The 26,898-nt window shown below is 48.9% G+C and carries 23 protein-coding genes and 1 riboswitch; of the genes, 21 read left to right on the top strand and 2 right to left on the bottom strand.

Translation table 11 applies throughout. The annotated features are described in order from the left end of the window. Nucleotides 1-10 precede the first annotated feature (10 nt). Both LACPH_RS08260 and LACPH_RS08255 read left to right on the top strand, forming a co-directional pair. Entirely contained in the window at nucleotides 11-1,369 is a 1,359-nt protein-coding gene (locus tag LACPH_RS08260) for a hemolysin family protein (RefSeq protein ID WP_306386616.1), read from the top strand. Between the two features lie 66 nt (nucleotides 1,370-1,435). Then, nucleotides 1,436-3,010, top strand: a complete 1,575-nt coding sequence (locus LACPH_RS08255) for a peptide chain release factor 3 (RefSeq protein WP_306386615.1) — start codon at nucleotides 1,436-1,438, stop codon at nucleotides 3,008-3,010. Between the two features lie 130 nt (nucleotides 3,011-3,140). Here the strand turns inward: LACPH_RS08255 and LACPH_RS08250 are convergent, their stop codons facing one another. Both LACPH_RS08250 and LACPH_RS08245 read right to left on the bottom strand, forming a co-directional pair. After that, complete coding sequence (locus LACPH_RS08250) at nucleotides 3,141-3,434, bottom strand: DUF1827 family protein (RefSeq protein ID WP_025012683.1); 294 nt, start codon at nucleotides 3,432-3,434, stop codon at nucleotides 3,141-3,143. A gap of 161 nt (nucleotides 3,435-3,595) precedes the next feature. After that, nucleotides 3,596-5,824, bottom strand: a complete 2,229-nt coding sequence (locus LACPH_RS08245) for an ATP-dependent Clp protease ATP-binding subunit (RefSeq protein ID WP_306386614.1) — start codon at nucleotides 5,822-5,824, stop codon at nucleotides 3,596-3,598. 219 nt (nucleotides 5,825-6,043) lie between these two features. Here LACPH_RS08245 and ykzS point away from each other — a divergent pair, with 219 nt between their 5' ends. The 19 genes from ykzS (at nucleotide 6,044) to nrdG (ending at nucleotide 26,839) form a co-directional block, all read left to right on the top strand. Then, the gene (ykzS, locus tag LACPH_RS08240) at nucleotides 6,044-6,235 is read left to right on the top strand and encodes a protein YkzS (RefSeq protein WP_010487689.1); all 192 of its coding nucleotides are present in this window, start codon (nucleotides 6,044-6,046) and stop codon (nucleotides 6,233-6,235) included. 142 nt (nucleotides 6,236-6,377) lie between these two features. After that, nucleotides 6,378-6,644, top strand: a complete 267-nt coding sequence (locus tag LACPH_RS08235; protein ID WP_003566007.1) for a phosphocarrier protein HPr — start codon at nucleotides 6,378-6,380, stop codon at nucleotides 6,642-6,644. Beyond that, nucleotides 6,644-8,368, top strand: coding sequence for a phosphoenolpyruvate--protein phosphotransferase (ptsP, locus tag LACPH_RS08230; protein ID WP_306386613.1), 1,725 nt, complete (start codon nucleotides 6,644-6,646; stop codon nucleotides 8,366-8,368). The genes LACPH_RS08235 and ptsP overlap by 1 nt, the downstream gene beginning before the upstream one ends. Nucleotides 8,369-8,630: 262 nt before the next feature. Further along, nucleotides 8,631-10,055 carry a sugar porter family MFS transporter gene (locus LACPH_RS08225; RefSeq protein ID WP_306386612.1) on the top strand — a complete coding sequence of 475 codons (1,425 nt, stop codon included), beginning with the start codon at nucleotides 8,631-8,633 and terminating at the stop codon, nucleotides 10,053-10,055. 333 nt (nucleotides 10,056-10,388) lie between these two features. Then, nucleotides 10,389-10,486: riboswitch (TPP riboswitch) on the top strand. 42 nt (nucleotides 10,487-10,528) lie between these two features. Next, nucleotides 10,529-11,134, top strand: a complete 606-nt coding sequence (gene thiT / locus LACPH_RS08220) for an energy-coupled thiamine transporter ThiT (RefSeq protein WP_010487772.1) — start codon at nucleotides 10,529-10,531, stop codon at nucleotides 11,132-11,134. Nucleotides 11,135-11,493: 359 nt separating this feature from the next. After that, nucleotides 11,494-11,979 (top strand): 5-(carboxyamino)imidazole ribonucleotide mutase, encoded by a 486-nt coding sequence (gene purE, locus LACPH_RS08215; RefSeq protein ID WP_306386611.1) that lies wholly within the window; start codon nucleotides 11,494-11,496, stop codon nucleotides 11,977-11,979. Continuing rightward, nucleotides 11,976-13,091: a 5-(carboxyamino)imidazole ribonucleotide synthase gene (gene purK / locus LACPH_RS08210; protein WP_306386610.1), complete on the top strand. Its 1,116-nt coding sequence runs from the start codon at nucleotides 11,976-11,978 to the stop codon at nucleotides 13,089-13,091. Before purE ends, purK begins: the two co-directional genes overlap by 4 nt. Beyond that, a complete protein-coding gene (gene purC, locus LACPH_RS08205) occupies nucleotides 13,085-13,813 on the top strand; it encodes a phosphoribosylaminoimidazolesuccinocarboxamide synthase (protein ID WP_306386609.1) in 729 nt (242 codons plus the stop codon). Before purK ends, purC begins: the two co-directional genes overlap by 7 nt. Continuing rightward, a complete protein-coding gene (gene purS / locus LACPH_RS08200) occupies nucleotides 13,806-14,066 on the top strand; it encodes a phosphoribosylformylglycinamidine synthase subunit PurS (protein WP_025012690.1) in 261 nt (86 codons plus the stop codon). Before purC ends, purS begins: the two co-directional genes overlap by 8 nt. Continuing rightward, a complete protein-coding gene (purQ, locus tag LACPH_RS08195) occupies nucleotides 14,063-14,749 on the top strand; it encodes a phosphoribosylformylglycinamidine synthase subunit PurQ (protein WP_306386608.1) in 687 nt (228 codons plus the stop codon). Before purS ends, purQ begins: the two co-directional genes overlap by 4 nt. Beyond that, nucleotides 14,736-16,952 (top strand): phosphoribosylformylglycinamidine synthase subunit PurL, encoded by a 2,217-nt coding sequence (gene purL, locus LACPH_RS08190; protein WP_306386607.1) that lies wholly within the window; start codon nucleotides 14,736-14,738, stop codon nucleotides 16,950-16,952. The genes purQ and purL overlap by 14 nt, the downstream gene beginning before the upstream one ends. Next, nucleotides 16,928-18,382 carry an amidophosphoribosyltransferase gene (gene purF, locus LACPH_RS08185; RefSeq protein WP_306386606.1) on the top strand — a complete coding sequence of 485 codons (1,455 nt, stop codon included), beginning with the start codon at nucleotides 16,928-16,930 and terminating at the stop codon, nucleotides 18,380-18,382. Before purL ends, purF begins: the two co-directional genes overlap by 25 nt. Further along, the gene (gene purM, locus LACPH_RS08180) at nucleotides 18,379-19,389 is read left to right on the top strand and encodes a phosphoribosylformylglycinamidine cyclo-ligase (protein WP_306386605.1); all 1,011 of its coding nucleotides are present in this window, start codon (nucleotides 18,379-18,381) and stop codon (nucleotides 19,387-19,389) included. Before purF ends, purM begins: the two co-directional genes overlap by 4 nt. Then, complete coding sequence (gene purN, locus LACPH_RS08175) at nucleotides 19,386-19,955, top strand: phosphoribosylglycinamide formyltransferase (protein ID WP_306386604.1); 570 nt, start codon at nucleotides 19,386-19,388, stop codon at nucleotides 19,953-19,955. Before purM ends, purN begins: the two co-directional genes overlap by 4 nt. After that, nucleotides 19,956-21,479, top strand: a complete 1,524-nt coding sequence (gene purH / locus LACPH_RS08170; protein ID WP_306386603.1) for a bifunctional phosphoribosylaminoimidazolecarboxamide formyltransferase/IMP cyclohydrolase — start codon at nucleotides 19,956-19,958, stop codon at nucleotides 21,477-21,479. Between the two features lie 428 nt (nucleotides 21,480-21,907). Beyond that, entirely contained in the window at nucleotides 21,908-23,152 is a 1,245-nt protein-coding gene (gene purD / locus LACPH_RS08165; RefSeq protein WP_306386602.1) for a phosphoribosylamine--glycine ligase, read from the top strand. 213 nt (nucleotides 23,153-23,365) lie between these two features. Further along, nucleotides 23,366-23,809, top strand: coding sequence for a CopY/TcrY family copper transport repressor (locus LACPH_RS08160; RefSeq protein ID WP_306386601.1), 444 nt, complete (start codon nucleotides 23,366-23,368; stop codon nucleotides 23,807-23,809). Further along, nucleotides 23,799-26,045 carry a heavy metal translocating P-type ATPase gene (locus tag LACPH_RS08155; RefSeq protein ID WP_306386600.1) on the top strand — a complete coding sequence of 749 codons (2,247 nt, stop codon included), beginning with the start codon at nucleotides 23,799-23,801 and terminating at the stop codon, nucleotides 26,043-26,045. Before LACPH_RS08160 ends, LACPH_RS08155 begins: the two co-directional genes overlap by 11 nt. Nucleotides 26,046-26,260: 215 nt before the next feature. Next, nucleotides 26,261-26,839, top strand: coding sequence for an anaerobic ribonucleoside-triphosphate reductase activating protein (gene nrdG, locus LACPH_RS08150; RefSeq protein WP_306386599.1), 579 nt, complete (start codon nucleotides 26,261-26,263; stop codon nucleotides 26,837-26,839). Nucleotides 26,840-26,898: the final 59 nt, after the last annotated feature.

Genomic DNA, 26,898 nt, shown 5'->3' with positions numbered 1-26,898 from the left:
GTGTTTTTGAATGGGCAGTGACCCAGACGGTCAGATATGGGGACAGTTAATCCTCATTATCTTTTTGACTTTAATTAATGCAGGATTTGCTGCCGCAGAAATTGCGGTCGTTTCAAGCTCACGTACCCGAATGCAAGCACAGGCAGATAAGGGTGATCGAAAAGCAGCTAAGTTGGTTGCCATTATGAAGGACTCCAGCCGGTTTTTGGCGACGATTCAAGTCGGCATTACCTTTGCCGGCTTCTTTGCATCGGCTTCGGCTGCAACTACACTGGCGGATCGGATTGCCCCGATTTTTGGTCAGTGGTCCTTTGCCCATGAAGCAGCGGTTATTTTAGTCACGTTGATTTTGTCGTATTTTTCGCTTGTCTTCGGTGAACTTTATCCCAAGCAAGTGGCGCTTCAACGGGCAGAACGCGTGGCCAAGATGAGTGTGACGCCGATCAGTTGGCTAGCGACGTTAATGCGTCCGTTTGTCTGGCTTTTATCGGCGTCGACTCAACTACTGATGAAGTTGACCCCCATGGAATTTAACCATCAAGGCGAATCTGTCACACGTGAAGAAATGGTCGCCATGATCGAAAATGGCCGGAATGCCGGCGCTATTGATCCTGATGAATATCAAATGTTTGAAGGGATTATCTCGTTGTCAGACACAATGGCCCGCGAAGTGATGGTCCCACGAACAGATGCCTTCATGATTGATGCCGAAGAACCTGATCAAAAAGCAATCGACGCGATTTTAAATAATATTTACTCACGAATCCCGGTATACGAAGAGGATAAGGACCATGTCATCGGGATTGTCCATATCAAGAACTTACTCAAAGAGGCGCGGCGAGTTGGATTTGAACATGTTAAAATCGAATCGGTGATGACGGAACCGGTGTTTGTGCCGGAAACCATTACTGTGGATGCACTGTTGAAGGAAATGCAAACTCGCCAACAGCAAATTGCCATTCTTTTGGATGAGTATGGCGGTGTTGTTGGCATTGTCACGATTGAGGATTTACTTGAGGAAATCGTTGGCGATATTGATGATGAATCGGATCAGGCGGAACAGCTTTATACGAAACAAACGGAGTATGACTATGTCGTTTCTGGGCGGATGCCGATTTCCGAGTTCAATGATTTATTCAAGACCAGTCTGGATGTGCCGGATGTTGATACCATCGCCGGCTATGTGTTGACGCAGCTTGGTGCGATCCCTTCGACGCATCATAGCGAAAAGCTTGAGCTGGCACCAGGCGTCATGTTGTCGACCGGCAAAGTGGAAGGGTCACGGCTTGTCAACGTTCACATTCATTTAACTGATGTGCCGACGTTAGAAACATCAACAGAAGTATCGTCCAAGGAAACGGATAGCTAGCACGGCTTAAAATGACTTAGAGCAGGTGCCGGCAGTAACTTTGAACATTTTGGAAGGAACCAGATAATGAAACCACAGGAATTAGCACAAGAAGTCGCAAAACGGCGGACGTTTGCGATTATTTCTCACCCGGATGCAGGGAAGACTACGATTACCGAGCAGTTATTGCTGTTTGGGGGTGTTATCCGTGAGGCCGGAACGGTTAAAGGCCGAAAGTCCGGGCATTTTGCCAAATCGGATTGGATGGAAATCGAAAAGAAACGTGGTATTTCGGTTACGAGTTCGGTGATGCAATTCAATTATCAAGGAAAACGTATTAACATTTTGGACACGCCCGGGCATGAAGATTTTTCCGAAGACACGTATCGGACGCTGATGGCAGTGGATGCTGCCGTGATGGTGATTGATTCGGCGAAAGGGATCGAAGCCCAGACGAAGAAGCTGTTTAAAGTTGTTAAGCAGCGCGGCATTCCTATTTTTACCTTCATGAACAAATTGGATCGTGACGGCCGCGAGCCGTTGGATTTGATTGCTGAATTGGAAGATTTACTGGGCATTGAAGGTTATGCGATGAACTGGCCGATTGGGATGGGCAAAGGCTTGAAAGGGCTGTACGATCGGGTGAATAACCGGATCGAACTGTACCGACGAGAAGGTGACGATCGGTTTTTGCCGCTTAATGACAAAGGCGAGCTTGATCCCAATGAACCATTGACTCAGGATTCCATTTACACGCAAACGATGGATGACATCGAGCTGTTAAACGATGCGGGTAATCAATTTAGCCTCAAGAAAATCATGGCTGGTGATCAGACGCCGGTTTTCTTCGGGTCAGCCCTGACCAACTTCGGCGTCGAAACTTTTCTGAATAGCTTTGTTAAATATGCGCCTGAGCCGGGTCCCAAAAAGACTGAGCAAGGCGATGAAGTGATGCCGACCAATCCGGAATTCTCAGCGTTCGTCTTCAAGATCCAAGCGAATATGAACCCGGCTCATCGCGATCGGATTGCGTTTGTGCGAATTGTTTCCGGCGAATTTGAGCGTGGCATGGATGTTGTTTTACATCGCACCGGTAAAACCATGCGGCTTAACAATTCCACCGAGTTTATGGCCGATAGCCGCGAAACTGTCTCGACTGCGGTTGCAGGGGATATAGTCGGCTTATATGACACCGGTAATTTTCAGATTGGCGATACCATTTATCAAGGTAAAACGCCGATCCAATTTGAAAAGTTGCCACAGTTTACCCCAGAAATCTTCGTGCGCGTCACCCCTAAAAATGTCATGAAACAAAAATCGTTTCATAAGGGCATGCAGCAGCTGGTTCAAGAAGGGGCGGTCCAACTTTATAAGACTTACCATACAAATGACTACATTCTCGGTGCGGTCGGTCAATTGCAGTTTGAAGTTTTCCAGTTTCGGATGTTGCATGAATACCACTCCGAGGTTGTGATGACCCCGATCGGCTCGCGTATTGCCCGCTGGATCGATCCGGATCAAATGGACGAAAAGATGAGCAGTTCGCGGAACCTGCTGGTGCAGGATATTCACGGTGATCCGTTGTTCTTGTTTGAAAACCAATATGCCGAGCGGTGGTTTGCGGACAAGTATCCGGATGTGAAATTGACGGCTAAGCTTTAATCTTGGCAACAAAAAAAAACGGCTATTAGCCGCTTTTTTGTTGCCGAATTTTGAGGCACCCTTTCGCTTATACATGAGAACCATGACGATGCATCGTTTGATCGCCTAACGAATGAACAAAAACTCTCTTTTATTCAGCCTGACGTTCTAGCTTAGGCACCGTTACCTCGGCTAAATGGTGGCCCATGATTGGCGAAACCTCGTCAATGGACTTTTTGAGCAGCCGGTCAAGCGTGAAGGCAATTTCCTCACGTTGAATGTTGCGGCGTTCGTTGGTGAACAGTATCTCGATGTGTGAAGGTGCTTCTGTATAAACAACGGTGGTTTGACCGAGTGAAAAGACTTTGACAAGTCGGGCATCAGTGCCGCTTAGTTGCTGGCTTACCAAATTTCTAAAGCTGTTGGTGACATTAATTAGTCGCATGGTCAGGCCCTCCATTTCTCTTCCTACTGGTTTTATTATAAAACAATTTAAGGAAAAATAATATTATGTACAATCGAAAGCCCGCGAACATTTTGTCCGCGGGCTTTCTGTCTTTGTATCAATCATCCTGATCGTTATGATCGGGTGATGTTTGCTGGTTGTTACTTTTTACTGGTTTTTGAAGGCGTTTCGGCTTTGGCTGGTTCGCCAACCGTAATTTCACCATTGCTGATGCGGGCTTCAAGTTCCTTGGCATCCGGATGATCCAGATAGAAGTCGGCTACCCGATCTTCAATCTGTTCTTGGATAACCCGCCGTAATGGCCGCGCACCCATGGATGGATTGTAACCCAGGCTGACCAGCTTCTCTTTGACCGGATCGGTGACATGAATCGTCAGGCCCTGACTCTTGAGATTATTGTTGGTGTCAGTGATCATTAAGGAAACGATCTTCAACAAGTCATCTTTAGAAAGTGGCTTGAATTCAACAATATCATCGAACCGGTTGAGGAATTCCGGCTTGAAGTAATTGCCAAGCTGATCCAGAACGCTGTGCGTCTTGCCACTCAAGGTTGCACCAAAACCGACATTAGCCTCGGCGTCAGTTGATCCGGCGTTGGACGTCATGATGATGATGGTGTCCTTGAAGGAAACGGTACGGCCTTGCGAATCTGTCAAGCGGCCATCATCCAGAATCTGCAGGAACATGTTCATAACATCGGGATGGGCTTTTTCAATTTCATCTAACAAAATCAGACTATAAGGATTCCGACGAACTTTTTCAGTTAACTGGCCGGCTTCCTCGTAGCCAACATAGCCTGGCGGTGACCCGATCAGTTTGGAGACGCTGAATTTCTCCATGTACTCCGACATGTCAAACCGAATCATGGCATCTTCCGAACCGAACAGTTCTTTGGCCAGCTGCTTGGCCAGCTCGGTTTTACCAACACCGGTAGGCCCAACGAAGAGGAAGGAACCGATTGGCCGGCCGGTCTTATTGAAGCCAATCCGGTTACGGCGAATGGCTCGCGCAACCTTGTCAACCGCCTCGTTTTGACCGATGACGTGTTTTTCAAGATCGCTGGCAAGGTTCTTCAACTGTGCCTGTTCTTGTGCTTTCAGTTCACCGACAGGAATGTTGGTCTTTTCTTCGACAATCTTTTCCATGTCCTTTTCGGTGACAGTTGGCACTTCATTTTCAGGGAGATTTGATTGCTTCTTGGCCATGTCTTCTAATTTCGTGACTTGATCGCGATAGAAGGCGGCTTTTTCGTAATCTTCCTGTTTCAGTGCTGCCTGCTTTTGATTCTCGGCATCCGCAATCTTGGTTTTAATCGTTTCAGGATCAACGGTCGCAATCGTCAGATTCTTGCGAGAACCGGCTTCATCCAACAGGTCAATGGCCTTGTCAGGCAAAAAGCGATCCTGAATGTAGCGGTTGCTGAGTGTAGCTGCGGCTTCAATCGCGGCTTCCGTGTACTTAACGTGATGGAAGTCTTGATAACGCGGCTGCAAGCCTTTTAGAATTTTAATGGTTTCGTCAACGCTAGGTTCTTCAACCATGACTGGCTGAAGTCGCCGAGCAAGCGCGGAATCTTTTTCAATTTGACGATACTCGTTGCTGGTGGTTGCGCCAACCAGTTGCAATTCGCCACGAGCGAGGGCAGGTTTCAAAACATTGCCTGCATCCATGCCGCCTTCAGCGTTGCCGGCACCGACAATTTCGTGAATTTCATCAATAAATAGGATAATGTTCTTATTTTGTTTGAGTTCATCGATCAATTGTTGCATCCGCTGCTCGAATTGACCACGAATACCCGTTCCTTGAACAAGGGAAACGACATCGAGACGAATGACGTGACGATCCTGTAGCTTTGCCGGTACGTCGCCATTGGCAATCTTCAATGCCAAGCCTTCGACGACAGCGGTTTTACCGACACCGGCTTCACCGATCAGAACCGGATTATTCTTCGTCCGGCGATTCAGGATTTCGATCACCCGCGAGATTTCTTTGTCGCGGCCGATGACCGGATCAATTTGGCCTTTGCGTGCCTGTTCGGTCAGATCAATACCGAATTGACCCAGCAATCCCTTACCACCATTGCCATTGCGGCCGTTGTTACCATTGCCGCCGCGTCCTGCCTGAGTAGGCGGGATCTGCGCGTTAGGCTGTTGCGGCCGATCCATTCCCTGATTCATCGCACGGAAGATATCATCTAAGCTCCCGAACCCAAACGGATCAGTAGCATTTGTTGGATTCATATTTCCTCCTGCTTGTTTCTTGAGTAATTGATAACAGTTTTGGCAGAGATTGATCTCCTGCCGCGTACCGTTAACAACGGTTGAAAGATGAATAGTGGCTGGATTCTTATGACAGTTTTCACATAACATTTTGTCACAACCTTCCTGTCTAAATAGGTGCCACATATAGTCGAAAAAGGTTTGACCTTTCTTGACCTATGGCAATAGTATACACCCTCATGTTGAGAATGCAAGCACTCGACACACAAGAGTGCTAAAAAGTTCCAAATATTTCAGTGATATCAGGCATTAGCGCTTTTTCAATGCCTACTTTTATGCTAACCTTATGGAGTGAGGTGAGGCAAATAGATGACTCAGGATTATGTCGCTTTAATGGATGAGTTAAAGACTGGTCAGCGTGACAAGATCACGGTGACGCCCGAAACATTCATGGCGTTTCGGGCGGCATGGACAAATTATCCCGATCGTGAAGAAATTGTGGGGACGGCCAAACGCGATGGTGTCATCGAATACCATTACCGGTCAGTTGATTCCCGCTAAATAAGCGTCAAATCTCATGTGACGCTTGTGGCAAGCTACAAAAAATGGTAAGGTTTACATGAATTGTTTTAGGTGTTAGTGTGCCTATAAACTATTCGGAAAAACACTAGAAATCTAGTTAATATGAAGGAGCAGATCAGTCATGGAAAAACGTGAATTTAACATTATTGCAGAAACCGGGATCCACGCACGTCCGGCAACCTTGTTGGTACAAGCAGCCAGCAAGTTCAACTCAGACATCAACTTGGAATATAAAGGTAAGAGCGTTAACCTGAAGTCCATTATGGGTGTTATGAGTTTGGGTGTTGGCCAAGGCGCCGATGTTACCATTTCTGCTGAAGGTGCCGACGAAGCAGACGCAATTGCTGCTATTACCGATACTATGAAAAAAGAAGGCTTGGCTGAATAATGGCTGAACATTTGAAGGGAATCGCTGCTAGTGATGGGATCGCCACAGCGAAGGCCTATTTACTGGTTCAACCTGATTTATCATTTGACAAAAAAACGGTTGATGATCCTTCAAAGGAAATCAATCGGCTGAAGCAGGCACTTGATCAAAGTAATGATGAGTTAAAGGTTATCCGTACAAAGGCCGCTGAATCGCTTGGCGAAGAAGAGGCTCAAGTTTTTGATGCCCATATGATGATTTTGGCTGATCCTGACTTTACCGGTCAGATCGAATCCAAGATCAAGGACGAAAAAGTAAATGCCGAACAAGCTGTGAAGGAAGTTTCCGAATTCTTCATTCAGACCTTTGAAGGCATGACTGATAATCCATATATGCAGGAACGTGCTGCCGATGTTCGCGATGTAACAAAGCGTATTATGGCGCATTTGTTGGGTCGTACATTGCCGAATCCGGCGTTGATTGATGAAGAAGTCATTATCGTGGCTCACGATTTGACCCCTTCTGACACGGCACAGCTCAACAAGAAGTATGTGAAGGCATTCGTCACTGATATCGGTGGTCGGACGGCCCACAGCGCAATCATGGCGCGTTCATTGGAAATTCCTGCTGTTGTCGGAACCGATGACGTCACCAAGAAGGCCCAAAACGGTCAATTGATTTCCGTTGACGGTCTGACTGGTGAAGTGGTCATTGATCCTTCGACGGATGAGGTTGCCAAATTCAAGCAAGCTGCTGAAGCATTTGCCAAGCAAAAGGCTGAATGGGCGCAACTGAAGACGGCGAAATCCGTGACGGCTGATGGCAAGCATTTTGATGTTGCGGCTAACATCGGGACCCCTAAGGATCTTGATGGTGTGCTGGCAAATGGTGCTGAAGGTATCGGCCTGTATCGTACCGAATTCCTTTACATGGATTCTTCCGAATTGCCGACTGAAGACGATCAGTTCGAGGCCTACAAGAAGGTTCTTGAAACCATGAATCCAAAGCCGGTCGTTGTTCGGACAATGGATATTGGCGGGGATAAGCATTTGCCGTACCTGCCATTACCGCAAGAACAAAACCCATTCTTAGGTTATCGTGCGATCCGGATCAGTCTTGATCGTCAGGATATTTTCCGTACCCAATTACGTGCTTTGTTGCGCGCGTCTGCATTTGGTAATCTGCGGATCATGTTCCCGATGATCGCAACCATTTCCGAGTTCAAACAGGCTAAGCAGATCTTCACAGAAGAAAAAGACAAGTTGGTTAAGGATGGCGTTAAGGTATCCGACAACATTCAGCTTGGCATTATGATCGAAATTCCTGCTGCGGCAGTTCTGGCTGATCAGTTTGCTAAGTATGTCGACTTCTTCTCGATCGGGACTAACGATTTAATTCAGTACTCAATGGCGGCTGATCGTGGGAACGAACATGTTTCTTACCTGTATCAACCATACAACCCATCGATCCTCCGGTTGGTCAAGCATGTGATTGACTCAGCCCACAAGGAAGGCAAATGGGCTGGCATGTGTGGTGAAGCTGCTGGTGATCCGATCATGGTTCCGTTGCTGCTTGGTATGGGACTTGACGAATATTCCATGTCTGCAACTTCTGTTCTTAAGGTGCGCAGCTTGATGAAGCGGCTCTCCACCGAGGACATGGCTAAGATGGCCGATGTTGCTCTAAATGAAAATATTTCGAATGACGAAAATGCGGACTTGGTTAAAAAGACAACCGGTCAGTAATGACGTCATGATTTGAAGAAGGCTGTCATCCCAAATAGGGTGGCGGTCTTTTTTAATTGCTTTAAAGCTTTGGCGAGAGCTTTGTCATTTCTTTTAAGTGGCTTGGTAAGTAGACGGCAATGCCTGGGCAGATCGTATTTACCTGGTGCACATGCAGCATTTTCAGAAAAGTGGTATGGTTATTATGTAAACTAAAAAGGTCGAGCCGCGATGCAGATCTGTGATAGTAAGTATGGTGGTTCACCGAATGAGGGGGAATTGCATGTATTTACAACATCAAACAAAAACAGGCTTGCAGCGCAGGACTGGTGCTTTTTCCACTGCGCGTGTTCGGTTACGACTAGTGGCGCTCATTTCGACAATGGGCGGGCTTCTTTTTGGCTATGATACCGGCGTCATCAATGGCGCTTTGCCGTTTATTTCCAGTGAACTTAAATTAGCACCGGGTTTACAAGGATGGGTCACCAGTAGTTTAACGTTAGGCGCGGCATTTGGCGCTGTGTTGGTCGGCCGAGTTAGTGACCGATATGGGCGTAAACGTTTGATTACCGGATTAGCCGGTTTATTTTTTCTCGCCACACTCGCTTCTTCACTAGCGCCTAGTGCTGGTTGGTTGATTGGGGCCCGGATGGTCTTGGGGCTGGCAGTCGGTGGTGTTTCGGTTTTGGTTCCTAGTTTTCTGGCTGAAATTGCGCCAACGAATCGGCGTGGTCGGCTTGTGACCCAAAATGAATTAATGGTCGTCTCTGGGCAACTGCTTGCGTTCATCTTGAATGCCGTTTTAGGGACGAATTTTGGTAATGTGCACGGTATTTGGCGGTGGATGATCGTCTTAGCCGTGATTCCGGCTATCTTGCTAGGTGTCGGTACCCATTTTGTTCCCGAGTCGCCGCGTTGGTTAATGATGAAAGGTCGTCAGCAGGATGCCAAAGCCAGTCTTGCGGTTTTGCGAACGCCGCAAGAGGTTCCAAATGAGCTTGAACATTTAAAACAGACGATTGCAAAAAGTGCAGAACATAAAAAGGTCAAGCCGGTTGATGCGCTCAAGGTTAAGTGGATTCGTCGACTATTGATGATTGGTATCGGCTTAGGCGTTATCCAACAAATCGCTGGGATTAATGTCATGATGTATTATGGAACATCAATTTTGCAGATGACCGGATTTGGCCGCAACAGTGCATTGATTGCCAACATTGCCAATGGCGTCACGGCGGTTGCTGCCACAATTGTGACGATGCAATTACTTAAACATGTGCCGCGCCGACCATTATTGATTATTGGTTTAATCGGTACGTCGCTGGCAATTACAGGTGTGACATTTGCTTCCCGTTTGCCGGCAGGATCGCCGCTGCGTTCCTTTACAACCATTCTGATGATGATGCTCTTTCTGGCCTTCTTCCAAGGAGCGATTAGCCCGATGACTTGGCTGCTTATGTCGGAGATCTTCCCGGAACAGTTGCGCGGCCTTGGTATGGGCACAGCGACCTTCTTCCTGTGGTTAGGTAATTTTGCGGTTGGGGTGCTTTTCCCGATTGGTTTGGCACAAATGGGGATGTTTTGGACGTTCGTTTGCTTCATTGTGACGAACATTGTGTCCTTGTTGTTTGTCGTTATCTTTGTCCCGGAAACGGCGGGGAAGTCGTTGGAGGCTTTGCACCGTGAAGAAAAGGCGCGGTTGAGTCGGTGAGTGAAAAAATTCATGTTGCAAGATTGCAGCTGTTCTGAAGTAGGCTCACGTTCCATAAAACGCGTTCGCAGGCCCAGAAACCTGCGTGTAAGGACCTCTCAAGCATAAATGGTAAAAGACAGATCAGTTTCTGATGCACTTAAAAACGCGCTCACCAGCCCAGAAACCTCCACATAAGGACCTCAGACCTAAATGGCCAAAGCCCGGTCATTTAGGTCTGAGGCCACTTATGCTCCGGTTTCTAACCGGGCTGGTTCACGCTCTGCTCTGGGTAAAATATTTGCCCTTTCTCCAAAGTCTGGTAGGATAAAGTTGTATCAATTAATTCGATGAACCTTCACAAAGGGGAGCCATTGGCTGAGATCGGGGAGACCCGGACCCTTCGAACCTGTTCGTTAATGCGAGCGTAGGGATTTGTGAACGGTCGGAAGCGACCTTCTTTGTGAGTGGGGATTCACTAGGAGGCTTTTTTTATGCAACAACATAAGCGTCTGGTTGTTATTTTGGAAACAGCGATTATTGCCGCGTTTGCGATGGCGCTGACGTATATTCCGCATACCACCGGTGTTTCGGCGATTGAGTTGAATTATGGCTTGATTCCGATCGCTGTTTTGGCGATGCGGCGTGGGGCGATTCCTGCCGCATGGGCTGGCTTTGTCTGGGGCATTCTTGATTTGATTCTGCGTGGCCTGAGCGGTGGCAGTGTTCTGAACCCGATTCAGGGCTTTCTTGAATATCCAATCGCGTTCACGCTGGTTGGTTTGATGGGCTTGACCTATGCTGCCTTTCAAAAGAACGTTCGCGGCGGTGAAAAGGTAAAGGCTAGTGGCTATGCGTTTGCTGGCATTATCATCGGTACTTTTGCTAAGTACTTCATTCACTTTATCGCGGGCGTGGTTTTCTGGGGCAGTTACGCACCAAAAGGCATGAATGCCTGGATCTATTCGTTGATCGTTAACGGCGGATCTGCGCTGTTCAGTACCGTATTGGCGATTGTCGTTGTCGGCATTTTGCTAACGGTTGCGCCACAACTCTTTATTGCCAAAGATGGCAAGTCGCTTTCTACCAAAGCAGCTTAAGCCATTGCATCATTCATAAAAATGACTGGTCGGTTCTTGTCTCCCCGTATTGTAAGGGGTTAGGCATCTAGGCCTTAAATCGGTTCCAAAGATGAAATAAATCTTTGAAGCCGATTTTTTTGTTTTCAAGAAAACTGAAGATGATTAGCGCGGCAGTTGCTGAATTTGAAGCGCTTTACGTAGCCAAATTTTCCCATTGAAGTTAGCGATGATTCAAGTTTTAGGCAATGCAAGAATTAATACTTCTAGTAAAACACGAACATTAATTTGAAATAAGTCCAATATAGTTCCATTTTACGGTTGAATGTTGTTTCTGAACGTGCTATTCTCAAAATATCTTAAAGAAAGCAGGGAACAAGATGCAGAAAGTAGCTGTGGTCATGGGCTCAAGCTCCGATTGGCCAACCATGCAACAGGTTGCAACGCAATTGACGGCGCTGGCAATTCCTTATGAAAAGCATGTCATTTCGGCGCACCGCATGCCGGATAAGCTTGCGGAATTCGGTAAGCAAGCGGCTGATCAAGGCTTTGGGGTGATTATTGCTGGAGCAGGCGGTGCGGCTCATTTACCGGGGATGCTCGCAGCCAACACCCTTTTGCCTGTCATCGGAGTTCCAATCAAAACCCGAACATTAAATGGCGTTGATAGTTTGTTATCGATTGTGCAAATGCCAGGTGGGGTGCCAGTCGGAACCATGGCCATCGGTGATGCCGGTGCTGTCAACGCTGCTTTATTTGCCGCTTCAATCCTAGCTTTGACAGATGAGGCATTAACCCAACGTCTCGAAGCCTTTCGTGCCGAGCAGACCAAACGCGCCGAAGAAAGCGAGGCTGCGCTCAAATGATTGATGTGGTGACGTCTCCGGCAACAATCGGCATTATCGGCGGTGGTCAGCTTGGTCGGATGTTAGCCCAAAGCGCCAAAACCATGGGCTATCGTGTTGGCATTTTGGAGCCGACTCCGAACTCACCCGCGGGTCAGGTCGCGGACTTCCAAATTACGGCGCCCTACGATGACCAAGCGGCGTTGACCAAGTTAGCCAAGGAATCCGATGTTTTAACTTATGAGTTCGAAAATGTTGACTTAGCTGCACTTGAGGCTGTTCAACATTTAACTCGCATCCCTCAAGGCACGGCAATCCTTGCAACAACGCGTGACCGCATCAAGGAGAAAACCTTTCTTGAAACCCACGGCGTTCCAGTAACACCGTTTGCGGCCGTTGATTCACCGGCAACACTGAAAACCGCGATTGCCAAGATCGGCCTGCCAGCGATTCTGAAAACCACAACAGGCGGTTATGACGGACACGGCCAACAAGATATCAACACACTGGCAGATGTACCGGTGGCAGAAAAGTTGCTTGCGCATGGCCCTTGCATTTTGGAAAAACGGCAGCAATTTGACCGTGAAGCTTCCGTGATGATCACGCGTGATGGTCGCGATCAAGTCCGAGTTTTCCCGATTGTCGAAAATCGCCACAAAAACCACATTTTGCATCTCACTTTAGCACCAGCACCGAACATTTCCCCGGTTTTGGCCCACAAAATCGATGACCTGGCGACCAAAATTGCCTTAGGACTTAATTTACGCGGTGTGCTGGGCGTTGAGCTGTTCCTTGAAGGGGATAACGTCATTGCCAACGAGCTGGCACCGCGGCCACATAACTCCGGCCACTATTCGATTGAGGCATGTAACTTTTCCCAGTTCGATGCGCACATTCTGAGCATCTGTGGCCTGCCAATCCCGCCAATCAAATTGAAGCAGCCAGCGGTGATGCGCAATTTGCTCGGTGACGACTTAACCCAGGCTAAAGCCAAGTGGCCGCAGCATCCCGAATGGCACATGCATGATTATGGCAAGGCCGAGATTCGCCCTGGCCGTAAGATGGGGCACATCACGGTAACCGATGATCGCAATGTTTTGGACATACTCAAACAAATGGAGGCAGCATGGTGAAGAAGACAACGTTACTGTATACCGGCAAAGCCAAGCAGGTTTTTGCGACTGACGATCCGGATGTTTTATGGATGGCTTACACCAATCAGGCCACGGCTTTAAACGGGGAAAAGAAGGCGCAGATTGATCATAAAGGTGAACTAAATCGCGCTATTTCGACCTTGTTGTTTAAGGAGTTGGCAGCCGCCGGGATCCCAACTCACTACATTGATTCGCCAGATGCCACCACAATGATCGTCAAGAAGGCAACGATGCTGCCGCTGGAAGTGGTCGTACGTAATTATGCATCAGGGCACTTTGTCACGAAATTCAATGTAAAGCCGATGATGAAGCTCGACCCGCCGATCCACGAATATTATTACAAGTCCGATGAACTCGGCGATCCATTCATGAACGAGGCACAAATTTTCGCTTTACATGAAGCAACGCCTGAACAATTACGTGAAGTTCGTGCATTAACCGACCGCATTAATGCCTATCTCACAAAACGTTTCAATGAAGTCGGCATCACCTTGGTTGATTTCAAGCTTGAATATGGAACGTTAAAAGACGGCACATTGGTATTAGCAGACGAATTGTCACCGGATAATTTCCGCTTGGTTGACCAACAGACAGGCGCGTCGCTTGATAAAGACGTTTTTCGCCAAAATCGGGGTCCGCTAACACCGGTTTATCAAGAAGTGCTTAATCGACTACAAGAAAAAGGAGCTGCTCATGTTTAAAGCTAAAGTTTACGTGACCTACAAACCTTCTGTACTGGATCCCAAGGCCGAAGTCATCAAAACGGCCTTAAGCCGGATGGATTATCACAATGTTGATGACGTCTTGTATGGTAAATATTTCGAATTAAAGCTTAGCGGCACCGAAGCAGCGGTACGAAAGCAAGTCGATACGATTTGTGATCAGTTGCTTGCTAACGTCAATATGGAAACTTATCGCTTTGACTTGGAGCCAATCACGGAGGATGAGGCATGAAAGCGGCCGTTATTTCTTTTCCCGGATCTAATTGTGATCTGGATTTGCAGTGGGCAGTGCAGCAAATTGCCGGTGCCGACTGTGAATTGATCAAGCAGGATCAAACCGATTTAAGCAGTTACGACGTTGTGATGGTACCCGGCGGTTTTTCTTACGGTGATTATTTGCGCAGCGGTGCCATCGCCCGGTTTTCACCCGTCATGACGGCGCTAAAAGATTTTGCGGATGCTGGCGGGTATGTGCTTGGTATCTGCAATGGCTTTCAGATTTTAACTGAAGCCGGTTTGTTGCCAGGGGCCTTGCAGTGGAATCGCGATCTGAACTTTATCTGCGAGCCGGTGGCGTTGACCGTTGATCGCGCGGACACGGCATTCTCGAATCAATATCAGGTCGGTGAACAGTTGACGTTGCCGATTGCCCATGGTGAAGGCAATTATTATGCCGATCCCGAAACGTTGGCGGAACTCGAAGCTAATGGTCAAGTGGCGTTTCGATACGTCGACAATCCGAATGGTAGTGTTCATGACATTGCAGGCGTGACCAATGCGGCGGGAAATGTTTTAGGAATGATGCCTCATCCGGAGCGTGCGGTTGAAGCCTTACTTGGCGGTACTGATGGATTAGGCGTCTTTCATTCGCTTATCCAACAAACGAAAGGAGCCGACATTCGTGGCACACGTTGAAATGAGTCCAACGGCCATTGCGGAAAAGAAATCCTATCTGGACTTGGGATTGACTGAGGCCGAGTATGAGCGTTTTGCCGAATTAATCGGCCATCAACCTAATGACACTGAAATCGGTTTGGCAAGCGGCATGTGGAGTGAACACTGTGCTTACAAGTACAGCAAACCGATCTTACGCCAGTTCTGGACCAAGAATGAACGGGTTTTGATGGGCCCTGGTGAAGGCGCCGGCGTCATTGATATCGGTGAAGGCAAGGCAGTAGTGTTTAAAGCCGAAAGCCATAATCACCCTTCCGCCGTCGAACCTTATGAAGGTGCCGCAACCGGTGTCGGCGGGATTATCCGCGACATTTTCTCCATTGGTGCTAAGCCCGTAGCGATGCTGGATTCACTGGCTTTTGGCGATCTTAATCAACCGCACACGCAGCATCTGGTTGACCGGATTGTTGCCGGCATTGGCGGTTATGGCAATGCAATCGGCATTCCGACAGTGGGTGGCGAAACCAATTTTGATGGTAGCTATACGCGCAATCCGCTGGTAAATGCGATGTGTGTGGGCATCATGGATAAGAATCAGATTCAAAAAGGCAAAGCAGCCGGCGTCGGTAATGCCTTGATTTATGTCGGTGCCAAAACCGGTCGGGATGGCATTAATGGTGCCAGCTTTGCCTCTAGTGAATTTTCCGACGACGAGGCGGCGGATCGCTCAGCCGTTCAGGTCGGCGATCCATTTATGGAAAAGCTATTGATGGATGCGTGCCTTGAGATCACCCAGCAACATCAGCAGGCACTTGTCGGCATTCAGGATATGGGTGCGGCAGGGTTGGTTTCGTCCAGTGTTGAAATGGCCGGTAAAGCCAATAGCGGCATGGCCTTGGATCTTGACTTGATTCCGCAGCGCGAAGCCAACATGACGCCATTTGAGATTATGTTATCCGAATCTCAGGAACGTATGCTGCTTTGTGTTCGCGCCGGTTTTGAACAAGAAGTTTTGGATGTCTTTGCGGCTTATGATTTGGATGCAGCAGTTGTTGGCCACGTGATTGAAGGTCATCAATACAAACTTTATCATCATGGCAAATTGGTTTGCGATGTGCCGGTCAGCTCTTTAACCGATGATGCACCGGTTTATGAACAAGAGGCTAAGCAGCCGGAGCGTCTGGCTAACCCGGCGCCTGATTTTGATCCGATTGTGACAGATCCGGTCGCAACCTGGAAAGCGATGATGGCGATGCCGACCATTGCCGACAAGTCATCCTTGTACCGGCGCTATGACGCGCAAGTACAAACCAATACCGTGGTTCTGCCAGGCAGTGATGCCGCAGTGATTCGCGTGCGAGGGACGCATCGGGCACTGGCGATGACGACCGACAGTAAGGGACGGTATCTCTATCTCGATCCGCAAGTCGGTGCCGCAATGAGTGTCGCCGAGGCCGCGCGGAATCTGGTTGCCAGCGGCGCAGAGCCATTGGGGATTACCGACTGCCTCAACTTTGGTGATCCGACCAAGCCTGAAGCGTTTTACGAACTGGCCGAAGCAGCTAAAGGCATTATTCAGGCTACCAAAGCGTTTAATGCACCGGTGATTTCCGGTAATGTGTCACTGTATAACGAAACAAATGGGCACGCGATTTATCCGACGCCGATGATCGGGATGGTGGGGCTGATTGAAGATCTCAGCACCATCACGACAGCAGCCTTTAAGCACGCCGATGATTTGATCTATCTGGTTGGTGAAACGCATGGCGACTTTAACGGTAGTGAGTTGCAAAAATTACAAACCGGTGGCGTTTCCGGTCGATTGTTCGATTTTGATTTAGAAGCAGAGCAGACCAATCAGGCGTTTGTTTTAAACGCAATTCGTCAGCACTTGGTCACTGCTGCCCATGATTTAAGCGACGGCGGTTTGCTGGTGGCACTTGCAGAAATGGGCTTTGCCAAAGGTCTGGGCGCCAAAATTAAGGTGACGTTGCCAACCAGCTGGGGCTTTTCTGAAACTCAAGGCCGCTTCCTGATGACGGTGTCACCAGAAAACCAAGCCGCATTTGAAGCCTTAAACGGGCCAGCAAAACTGATCGGCCATGTCCAGGCAGCACCACAATTCGACGTCACAACCGTCAGTCATCAATTTTCGGTGGCCTTGAGCCAGCTGCAAACCGCATTTGAGGAGGCACTCCCATGGTACATGAACCAAAAGGCTTAAATGAAGAATGCGGCGTCTTTGGTATTTGGGGTAATCCCAACGCTGCCAGTATTACCCATCTGGGCCTGCATACGCTGCAACATCGGGGACAGGAAGGCGCCGGCATCGTTGGCCTGACCACAGAAGGCATGCGGCGCCATTATGGTTTGGGACTGCTAAGTGAAGTGTTTACTAACACCGATCAGTTACGGCCATTGATGGGTCGGGCTGCTTTAGGTCATGTTCGCTATTCAACAGCAGGTGGCCGCGTTCTGGAAAATATCCAGCCGTTACTTTTCCGGTTTTCTGATGAGTCAATCGCTTTAGCGCACAATGGCAATTTGACCAACGCGATTAGCTTGCGGCGGGAACTTGAAGATCAAGGTGCCATTTTTCAATCGACTTCGGATACCGAAGTGCTCATGCATTTGATTCGTCGCCAGGTCGGCAAGCCTTGGTTGGTCCAGCTAAAAACGGCACTGAATGAAGTACACGGTGGTTTTGCGTTTGTTTTGCTGACCGAGCATGGCTTGTATGCAGCCGTTGATCCCCATGGCTTTCGACCGATGGTGGTTGGCGTGATGCCGGATGGCGGGTACATCGTATGCAGTGAAACGGCTGCGTTAGATGCGGTTGGCGCCGACTTTGTTCGCGATGTTCAACCCGGGGAATTAATCACGATTGACGATGCGGGGCTGCATCTTGATCATTTCACGACAGATACCACGCTGGCCGTTTGCTCAATGGAATATATTTATTTTGCCCGGCCGGATTCTGACATTCATGGCATCAACGTTCACCAGGCGCGCGTACGCATGGGTGAACGTTTGGCTAAGGAACAACCGGCCGGCGCCGATATCGTTGTCGGGGTGCCTAATTCATCACTGTCAGCCGCGATCGGCTATGCCAAGGCCAGTGGTATTCCTTACGAAATGGGGCTCGTCAAGAGCCAGTATGTGGCGCGGACATTCATTCAACCGACACAGGCATTGCGTGAAAAAAGCGTCAAAATGAAGTTGAGCGTCATCAAACCGGTCGTTGCCGGGAAGCGGATCGTTTTGGTCGATGATTCGATTGTGCGCGGAACCACTTCCAAACAAATCGTTAAATTGCTCAAAGAAGCCGGGGCTGCGGAGGTTCACTTGCGCATCGCCAGTCCGCCACTGCGGTTTCCATGCTTTTATGGTATTGATTTTCAAACCACCAGCGAGTTGTTTGCGGCCAATCACACGGTTCCGGAAATGCGTGATTTGTTGAATGTTGAATCACTTGGATTTCTTTCGACTCAAGGGCTTGAAGATAGTATCGGGTTACCGACCACGGCTCCGAATGGCGGTTTATGCGTTGCTTATTTCACCGGAAAATATCCAACGCCGCTTGACGATTATGAATCCGACCTGAATAAAGAAGTTGCGTCACTCAAAGTTAATGTTGCGGAGGTTAGCGCATGACAGATTACAAAGACGCTGGCGTTGATATTAAAGCCGGTGATGAAGCGGTGCAACGAATTGCCGCGTTAGCCAAGGAAACAACGAATGAAAATGTGTTAGCAAGTGTTGGCGGTTTTGCGGCGGCATATCGGTTGCCGTCTGTCCCGCAGCCGACTTTGATTAGCGCTACCGATGGCGTGGGAACCAAATTATTGTTGGCCTTACAATGCGATGCCCACGAAACCGTCGGCATTGATTTGGTGGCGATGGTGGCCAATGATTTGCTGGCGACAGGGGCACAACCGTTATTTTTCCTTGATTACATGGCGGTGGATCATTTGGATGTCGCGCGAGCCGAGTCCGTGGTTCGCGGGATTGCGTTCGGTTGCCAACAGGCCGAGATGGCGCTTATCGGTGGTGAAACCGCTGAGATGCCGGATATGTACCCGCAACATCACTATGATTTAGCCGGCTTTGCGGTTGGCGTCGTTTCGGCACCAAAAAGATTGCCGCAGGATGTCGCTGAAGGCGATGTGTTAATTGGCTTACCAAGTTCCGGTGTCCATAGCAATGGCTATTCGTTGGTGCGGAAATTATTGGCCGAAACCGATTTAGGCAGTCAGACACTTGAAGACGGCTCTGAAATGATGCAAGCGCTCATGCGGCCAACGCGGATCTATGTCAAGCAGGTGTTGCCGCTGATGCAACAGGGTTTGATTCATGCGGCAGCGCACATTACCGGCGGCGGGATTACCGAGAATCTGCCACGAGTGATCCCTGATGGCTTAAGTGCCCACGTTGATCCGCAAGCATGGCGACGGCCGGAACTTTTTGATCGTCTGCAACATGCCGGTCATTTGAGTGAAAGCACGATGCGGATGACCTTTAATCTTGGCATCGGTATGATTTTGGTAGTCGCTAAGGAATCGGTTTCCGCAGTACAGACAGCCTTGCCAAGCAGTAAAGTGATCGGCGAAGTTGTCGCAGACCCAGCGGAAAAGATTCACTGGCAGGTGGCAGGCGAATGAAAGCATTAGCTGTTTTTGCATCAGGGAACGGAACCAATTTTGAAGCATTGTTTGAGGCTTCGCAGGCGCAGGATAGCAATTTTCGTATTGTGGTGGTGGTTTGTGATCGGGCACGTGCCCCGGTGATTCGCAAAGCAGCTCATCATCAGATTCCAACCATTGTCGTGAATTTCAAGGACTATGCCGATAAAGCGGCAGCCGAAGCTCACATTTTGACGGCGCTTCCGCCAGTCGACGCGTTGATTCTGGCTGGCTACATGCGCATTATCGGCCCGACCTTGTTAGATGCATTTCCGCGGCGCATTATCAACCTGCATCCGGCACTGTTGCCAAGTTTTCCCGGGCGCCAAGGGATCAAGGATGCCTTTGATTATGGGGTGAAAGTAACTGGTGTGACCGTCCATTACGTTGATGCGGGTATCGATACCGGCGAAATCATTGCCCAGGATCCTGTCCGGGTACTGCCCGGCATGACATTAGCCGAATTGGAAGCCGCCATTCACCATCAGGAGCATCACACTTTTCCGGAAACTGTCAAGAAACTCATTCAAGAAGGAGCGATTTAAGTGAAACGAGCATTGTTAAGCGTCTCTGATAAAACCGGTTTGGTACCTTTTGCTAAGGGATTGATTGAACGGGGCTTTGAACTGATTTCAACTGGCGGTACCCATCGTGAACTGGCTGAAGCAGGTGTTGCTGTGACCAGTGTTGAAGATGTGACCGGTTTTCCGGAGATGCTTGATGGCCGGGTTAAGACACTGCATCCTAAAATTCATGCCGGTATCCTGGCGCGCCGGGATGATCCGAAGCATATGCAGGCGTTGGCCGATCATGACATCCAGCAGATTGACGTGGTGTGTGTGAATCTGTATCCGTTTGCTGAAACCATTAAACGGGCTGATGTGACCCGGGCCGAAGCTATTGAACAAATTGACATCGGTGGTCCTTCTGCTTTGCGCGCCGCGGCTAAAAATAGTGATAGTGTCTGGGCCGTGGTTGATCCAGCTGATTATTCAGCAGTTTTGACCGGCCTTGATCAAGATGATGCAGCGTTGCGGCAGAAACTGGCAGCCAAGGTTTTTGCAGTAACGGCGGCTTATGATGCCCAAATCGTTCATTACTTAGATCCAGAACCATTTCCGGAGCAATTCACCCCGACTTACCACAAGCGTCAGGACTTGCGTTATGGGGAAAATAGTCATCAGCAAGCGGCGTTTTACGTTGAACCGGATCCTGATCCGACGAGTCTGGCGGCTGCCAAGCAGTTGCACGGCAAAGAGCTTTCGTACAACAATATCAAGGATGCTGATGCGGCCTTGGCGATGCTACGTGAATTCAAGCAGCCGGCTGTTGTGGCAGTTAAACATATGAATCCTTGTGGCATTGGCTTGGGCGAAACGATCGAAGCTGCTTGGGACAAGGCGTATGCGGCAGATCCGATGTCGATCTTCGGTGGCATTATCGCGCTAAATCGCCGGGTAGACTTAGCAACGGCCGAAAAAATGCACAAGCTTTTTCTCGAAATTATCATGGCGCCGGGTTTTGATGATGATGCCTACGAGATTTTGGCCAAGAAGAAGAATGTACGTCTGTTGACGATTAATACGGCTGATGTCCCAGAAGAGTTGGGCACCGAAACGGTTTCGATTTTCGGCGGCCTACTGGTACAGACGCGCGACGATAAGACGGAAACCCCAGCGGACATGACCGTTGTGACCAAGGTGCAACCGACTGCTGATCAGTTAAAAGCTTTAGCCTTTGCGCAAACGGTGGTTAAACACGTGAAGAGTAATGCGATTGTGGTCGCCCAGGCAGATCAGACGTTAGGCATTGGCGCCGGTCAAATGAATCGGATCGGGTCAGTCGAATTGGCATTGACCGAGGCGCAACAAAACGAAAACTTTGCCGGCGCCGTCATGGCCAGTGACGCCTTCTTCCCAATGGACGATTGCGTTGATTACGCGGCAAAACACGACATCAAAGCCATCATTCAACCAGGCGGCAGCATCCGCGACAAAGACTCCATCGCCAAAGCAGATGAATACGGCATCGCCATGGTAACAACGGGTGTGCGGCACTTTAGGCATTAGAGCGGAGAGCGTGAGCTGGCGCGGTTAGAAGTCGGAGTATAAGTGGCCTTAGGCGTGATGGCCCGAACTTGGCCATCACGCCTAAGGTCCTTATACGTAGACTTCTGCGCCAGCGAACGCGTTTTGGCGCCAGAAAGCTGCAGTGCAGGTCTTGGGCCATTGCGGTCAAGGTCCTTACACGCAGGTTTCTGGGCTGGCGAACGCGTTTTGGCGTCAGAAAGCTACAGTGCTGGTCTTTGCCATTTAGGGCTAGATGTCCTTATACGCAGGTTTCTGGGCTGGCGAACGCGTTTTGGCATCAGAAAGCTGCAGTGTCGGTCTTAGGTCATTTATGCTCAACACCCTCACACAAAATTTCCACACCAGCAAACGCGTAAACACTACCCTCATCACCCACAAATATGCGCCCATACGCGCGAGGAGGTTTTATGAAACAGGTTCTTGTCATTGGCGGCGGTGCCAGAGAAAGTGCCCTTGCGCTAAAATTCAACCAGTCGCCACAAGTTGACCACGTCTATGTGGCACCCGGTAATCCGGCTATGACGCTTTTAGGCGTTGAGCCAATCGGTATAAAAGAAGCCGAAGTGCCGGAACTGATTCAGTTTGCCCGGGATCATCAGATTGATTTGACGTTTGTCGGTCCTGAAGTACCCTTGGCAGCTGGCATTGTCGATGCTTTTCAAGAAGCTCATCAGCCGATTTTTGGCGTGACGAAAAAACTCGCCCAACTCGAATCCAGTAAGACGTTTGCCAAAGACTTTATGCACCGACACCATCTTCCGACCGCTGCCAGCAAAACCGTCCACAGTGCACTGGAAGCCCATGCCGAGGCGACGTTGATGGGATTGCCAATCGTCCTTAAAAAAGATGGTCTTGCCGCCGGAAAAGGGGTCGTCATTGCCCAAGACGCTGCTGCCTTGGACGATGCAATTGATCGACTTTACGAGGGGCACCCAGATGCAACGGTGCTTCTTGAACAATACCTTGACGGCGAAGAAGCATCGGTAATGGCGCTTTTCAACGGTCAAAACCGCGTGATTTTACCATTATCACAGGATCATAAACGCCGTTTCGCCGCCGATCGTGGTCCTAACACGGGCGGCATGGGCGCCATTAGCCCGCTACCACAGTTTACTACCGACCAAGTACAGGCAGCTGAGGCATTAGTTGATACGACGTTGGCAGGGATGCAGGAGGACGGCCTCAGTGGGCAAGGCGTAATGTATATCGGCCTGATTTTTACCGCTGATGGTCCTAAAATTCTGGAATACAACATGCGCTTCGGCGATCCGGAAACTCAGGTGTTGTTACCTCAGATCGAAAATGATTTTTATCAGTTGGTAACGGATTTGTTGAATGGTCAACAACCTGATTTGAAGTTAAATGGCCAAGCTTACGCGTGCTTTGTTGCGGTGAATCCGGATTATCCCGGTTCAGGATTAAAGCAGGTCCCGGTGATTGTGCCAAAAGACTGGCCGATTGGCACCTGGTTGCCAGCAGGCGTTAACCAGACGGAAAACGGCTGGGTTAGCAGTTCAGGCCGAATTTTCTCGGTTGTAGAGGCGGCATCAACGCTTTCTGAAGCTATTATGAAGGCTAAAAAGGCCATGGAAAGTATCCAAGGAGTTTTGGATTATCGCACCGACATTGGCTTCCATGCGGTCAAATCCTGAAGAAAACAATTAGCAATAAAACCTGATTTTGGCGAATAGCATCAACGAAATAGGCACTGTGACAGTTTCTCGTCGCGGTGCCTATTTGCATGTCCCTTTTTTCAGGATGCGCAGGCACTTCCAAATAAAATCAAAAAATTGATATTGACATTCATCGTTTACAGTTGTAAATTATAAGTGTTGAAAGATTACAAGTGTAAACGGAGGCCAATTATGGAAACACCAACAGTCGGCATCTCCCAATCGGAATGGGAAGTCATGCGTATTATTTGGACACTCGGACCTTTAAAAAGCAGCACGCTTGCCGCTATTTTGGCGGATAAGATGGGCTGGAAGGTTGCAACTACCAAAACCTTTTTAGGACGCTTGGTTAAAAAAGGCGCACTTGTAACGGAAAAACAAGGTCGTGAATTTTTGTACCATGCTACGGTCGGCGAGCAAGCATCCATGGATGCAGCAGTGACTGAGTTATTTAGCCATTTATGCCAGATGAAAATAGGCAAGACCTTGGATCACTTGATAACGCACGTGACTTTATCAAAACACGATATCAACGACCTACAACAAACATTGACAGCCAAGCTGCCGGATGCACCGACAATGGTCAGCTGCAATTGCTTGCCAGAAGGGTGTAAGGAGGAAGTTCATGAAGGATAATAAGATGGAACATACACACGAAACGACTGGAAAAACCAGTGATATGCAACATGAGCACATGCAACATGATGATATGGCGGATATGCCAATGGATCATGAACAGATGGGGCACCAAGCTGGTATGGAAACCATGGCCATGGACCAGGGAACCATGGCTCATGGGCAAATGAATCATGGCGACATGCATATGAGCCATGGTGACATGAGCCATATGGATATGCATCACGGCGATATGTCGCATATGGACATGGATCACGGTGGTGGTCATATGATGCATATGGGCAATCTCAAGCAAAAGTTCTGGGTCAGCCTGATTGTGATGATTCCAGTGCTGTTGCTTTCCCAGTTTATGGGGATGAACATCCACTTAGGCGCTTTGCAACTACCGATCGTATTTCCCGGATCTGACTGGCTGGTTCTGATTTTATCGTCATTTCTGTTCTTCTATGGTGGCTGGCCATTTTTGACTGGAGCTAAATCCGAATTGCAACAGCGGCAGCCAGCGATGATGACGCTGATTGCAATGGGCATTACCGTTGCTTATGGTTATTCACTTTACGCGTTTGTGATGAATCATTTTATCGCCCCGAATGGTATGGTCATGGATTTCTTCTGGGAACTGGCAACATTGATCGTGATCATGCTGTTAGGGCACTGGATTGAAATGAATGCGGTCATGGCAGCGGGCAATGCGGTCGAGAAACTCGCGGCGTTGCTGCCAAGCCAAGCGCATGTCGTGCATGGCGATCACGTGATGGACATGCCGTTAGCAGAAGTTCAGGTCGGCACGCGTTTGCGCGTTCTGGCAGGTGAACAGATGCCGGCTGATGGCCAGATCGTCAGTGGTAGCAGTAGTGTGAATGAATCCCTAGTTACCGGTGAAGCCAAAGCCATTCATAAAGCTGAAGGCGATCGGGTCATTGGTGGATCAGTCAATGGTGATGGCGTCATTGAAATCAAAGTCACCGGTACTGGTGAAAGCGGCTACCTGTCGCAAGTGATGAAGCTGGTTCAAAGTGCGCAAGCCAATAAGAGTAAGGCAGAAGGGATGGCCGACAAAGTTGCTGGCTGGCTTTTCTACGCAGCATTAGCAGTCGGTATTCTGGCATTCTTCATTTGGCTATCAGATGGAGCGGCAATTGCCTTTGAACGCATGGTCACCGTTTTCATCATTGCCTGCCCGCACGCACTGGGACTGGCAATTCCATTGGTCATCGCGCGTAGCACCAGTATTGGCGCAACCAATGGCTTATTGATTCGTAATCGTCAGGCACTTGAAACTGCCAAACATGCGAAGTTTATCTTAATGGACAAAACCGGTACGTTGACTGAAGGTAAATTTACCGTTGCCAAAACCGTTGCATTTGCCAATCATGATGAAGCTCAAGTCTTAGCCTTGATGGCCGCACTTGAGAGTCATTCAGAGCATCCACTGGCAACCGGTATTAAAGCCGCGGCTAAGGAACAGCAATTAAACGTACCTGCTGCTCAAAATGTTCAGGTACTCAAGGGCATTGGTCTTCAAGGCGAAGTTGATGGCCAAGCTTATACCATCGTCAATGCGCGTTACTTGAAAGACCATCAGTTAAGTTATGATCAGGCCCAAGCCGATCAGTTGGCGGCTGCCGGGAATTCATTGGCCTTCTTACTACAGAAGGATCAGGTTTTAGGGATGGTAGCTGAAGGCGATCAGTTGAAGCCATCAAGCAAGCCGTTCGTAGCGGCCTTGAAGCGTCAAGGAATCACACCGGTTATGTTGACTGGTGACAATCATGAAACAGCCAAGAAGGTTGCGGACCAGCTGGGGTTAAGCGATTTTCAGGCAGAACTCAAGCCTGAAGACAAAGTTGTCCAAGTCAAAGCTTATCAGCAGCGCGGGGTTGTGATGATGGTCGGCGATGGTGTCAACGATGCGCCTAGTCTGGCCCAAGCAGATATCGGGGTAGCAATCGGTGCTGGTACCGATGTTGCCATTGATACGGCCGATGTGGTTCTGGTTCACAGCGACCCAGCTGATATTCTTAACTTCTTATCGCTGGCAAAGGCGACGAACCGCAAAATGGTGCAGAACCTTTGGTGGGGAGCTGGCTACAACATTTTAGCCATTCCTTTGGCAGCGGGTATCCTGGCGCCGATTGGTTTCATTCTCAGTCCGGCAGTCGGCGCGGCGATCATGTCGTTATCAACGATCGTGGTTGCGTTAAATGCCATGACGCTGCATTTGAACCGTGCATAAGATAATCAAGATCTGATATGAATACCGGCTCGCCATCAAGATATAGATGACAAGCCGGTATTTTGTGTACAACCAATACTATATATTGGGGTTAAAAGATGATACGATAAAAAAGACTTACCAAACAAGGTGCCGGTTTACCGACCAGCACTCCGGTAGAAACCAAGTCTTACACAGCATCGCTACAATGATTTCAGAAAGAGGCAAATATTGTTATGACCACCAATGGCTTACCACAGAATCCTAAACCTAAGGAATGGCTCGCTAGCGACCTTTCCCAGCAACGTATTGCGGATTACAAACCATTTAACTTTGTGGATGGCGAAGGCGTGCGTTGTAGTTTATACGTATCTGGCTGCCGGTTTGCCTGCCCCGGCTGTTACAATCGGGTTGCCCAGAATTTTCGATATGGGAAACCTTACACTCAGGAGTTGGAAGATCAGATTATTGAAGATCTCAGTCAGTCGTATGTACAAGGGCTGACATTATTAGGCGGCGAACCGTTTTTGAACACGCACGTATGCATTCGGTTGTGCCGCCGGATTCGGCAGGAATTTGGCCACGACAAAGACATCTGGAGTTGGAGCGGGTACACATATGAAGAACTGATGCAGGATTCCGAAGATAAGTTGACGTTATTAGGACTCATCGACATCCTGGTCGACGGCCGCTTCTTACTGGCGCAAAAAGATTTAACCTTACAATTTCGCGGCAGCGCCAATCAACGTATCATTGACGTGCCGGCAACGCAAGCGGCTGGCGAGATTAAACTTTGGAAGAATCTTATTCGGTAACATCACAAAAAGAACGAGTGGCTTTCTGCAGGAAACTGTATGTCAGAAGTCACTCGTTC

Source organism: Lacticaseibacillus parahuelsenbergensis (genome assembly GCF_030770265.1).
Classification (GTDB): Bacteria; Bacillota; Bacilli; order Lactobacillales; family Lactobacillaceae; genus Lacticaseibacillus; species Lacticaseibacillus casei.
The sequence above is the reverse complement of the archived record's forward strand: the minus strand, read 5'-3'. Positions and strand labels throughout refer to the sequence as shown.

Coding starts and splice junctions, on each gene's coding strand:
- LACPH_RS08260 (WP_306386616.1), top strand. CDS start 11: ATGGGCAGTGACCCAGACGGTCAGATATGGGGACAGTTAATCCTCATT.
- LACPH_RS08255 (WP_306386615.1), top strand. CDS start 1,436: ATGAAACCACAGGAATTAGCACAAGAAGTCGCAAAACGGCGGACGTTT.
- LACPH_RS08250 (WP_025012683.1), bottom strand. CDS start 3,434: ATGCGACTAATTAATGTCACCAACAGCTTTAGAAATTTGGTAAGCCAG.
- LACPH_RS08245 (WP_306386614.1), bottom strand. CDS start 5,824: ATGTTATGTGAAAACTGTCATAAGAATCCAGCCACTATTCATCTTTCA.
- ykzS (WP_010487689.1), top strand. CDS start 6,044: ATGACTCAGGATTATGTCGCTTTAATGGATGAGTTAAAGACTGGTCAG.
- LACPH_RS08235 (WP_003566007.1), top strand. CDS start 6,378: ATGGAAAAACGTGAATTTAACATTATTGCAGAAACCGGGATCCACGCA.
- ptsP (WP_306386613.1), top strand. CDS start 6,644: ATGGCTGAACATTTGAAGGGAATCGCTGCTAGTGATGGGATCGCCACA.
- LACPH_RS08225 (WP_306386612.1), top strand. CDS start 8,631: ATGTATTTACAACATCAAACAAAAACAGGCTTGCAGCGCAGGACTGGT.
- thiT (WP_010487772.1), top strand. CDS start 10,529: ATGCAACAACATAAGCGTCTGGTTGTTATTTTGGAAACAGCGATTATT.
- purE (WP_306386611.1), top strand. CDS start 11,494: ATGCAGAAAGTAGCTGTGGTCATGGGCTCAAGCTCCGATTGGCCAACC.
- purK (WP_306386610.1), top strand. CDS start 11,976: ATGATTGATGTGGTGACGTCTCCGGCAACAATCGGCATTATCGGCGGT.
- purC (WP_306386609.1), top strand. CDS start 13,085: ATGGTGAAGAAGACAACGTTACTGTATACCGGCAAAGCCAAGCAGGTT.
- purS (WP_025012690.1), top strand. CDS start 13,806: ATGTTTAAAGCTAAAGTTTACGTGACCTACAAACCTTCTGTACTGGAT.
- purQ (WP_306386608.1), top strand. CDS start 14,063: ATGAAAGCGGCCGTTATTTCTTTTCCCGGATCTAATTGTGATCTGGAT.
- purF (WP_306386606.1), top strand. CDS start 16,928: ATGGTACATGAACCAAAAGGCTTAAATGAAGAATGCGGCGTCTTTGGT.
- purM (WP_306386605.1), top strand. CDS start 18,379: ATGACAGATTACAAAGACGCTGGCGTTGATATTAAAGCCGGTGATGAA.
- purN (WP_306386604.1), top strand. CDS start 19,386: ATGAAAGCATTAGCTGTTTTTGCATCAGGGAACGGAACCAATTTTGAA.
- purD (WP_306386602.1), top strand. CDS start 21,908: ATGAAACAGGTTCTTGTCATTGGCGGCGGTGCCAGAGAAAGTGCCCTT.
- LACPH_RS08160 (WP_306386601.1), top strand. CDS start 23,366: ATGGAAACACCAACAGTCGGCATCTCCCAATCGGAATGGGAAGTCATG.
- LACPH_RS08155 (WP_306386600.1), top strand. CDS start 23,799: ATGAAGGATAATAAGATGGAACATACACACGAAACGACTGGAAAAACC.
- nrdG (WP_306386599.1), top strand. CDS start 26,261: ATGACCACCAATGGCTTACCACAGAATCCTAAACCTAAGGAATGGCTC.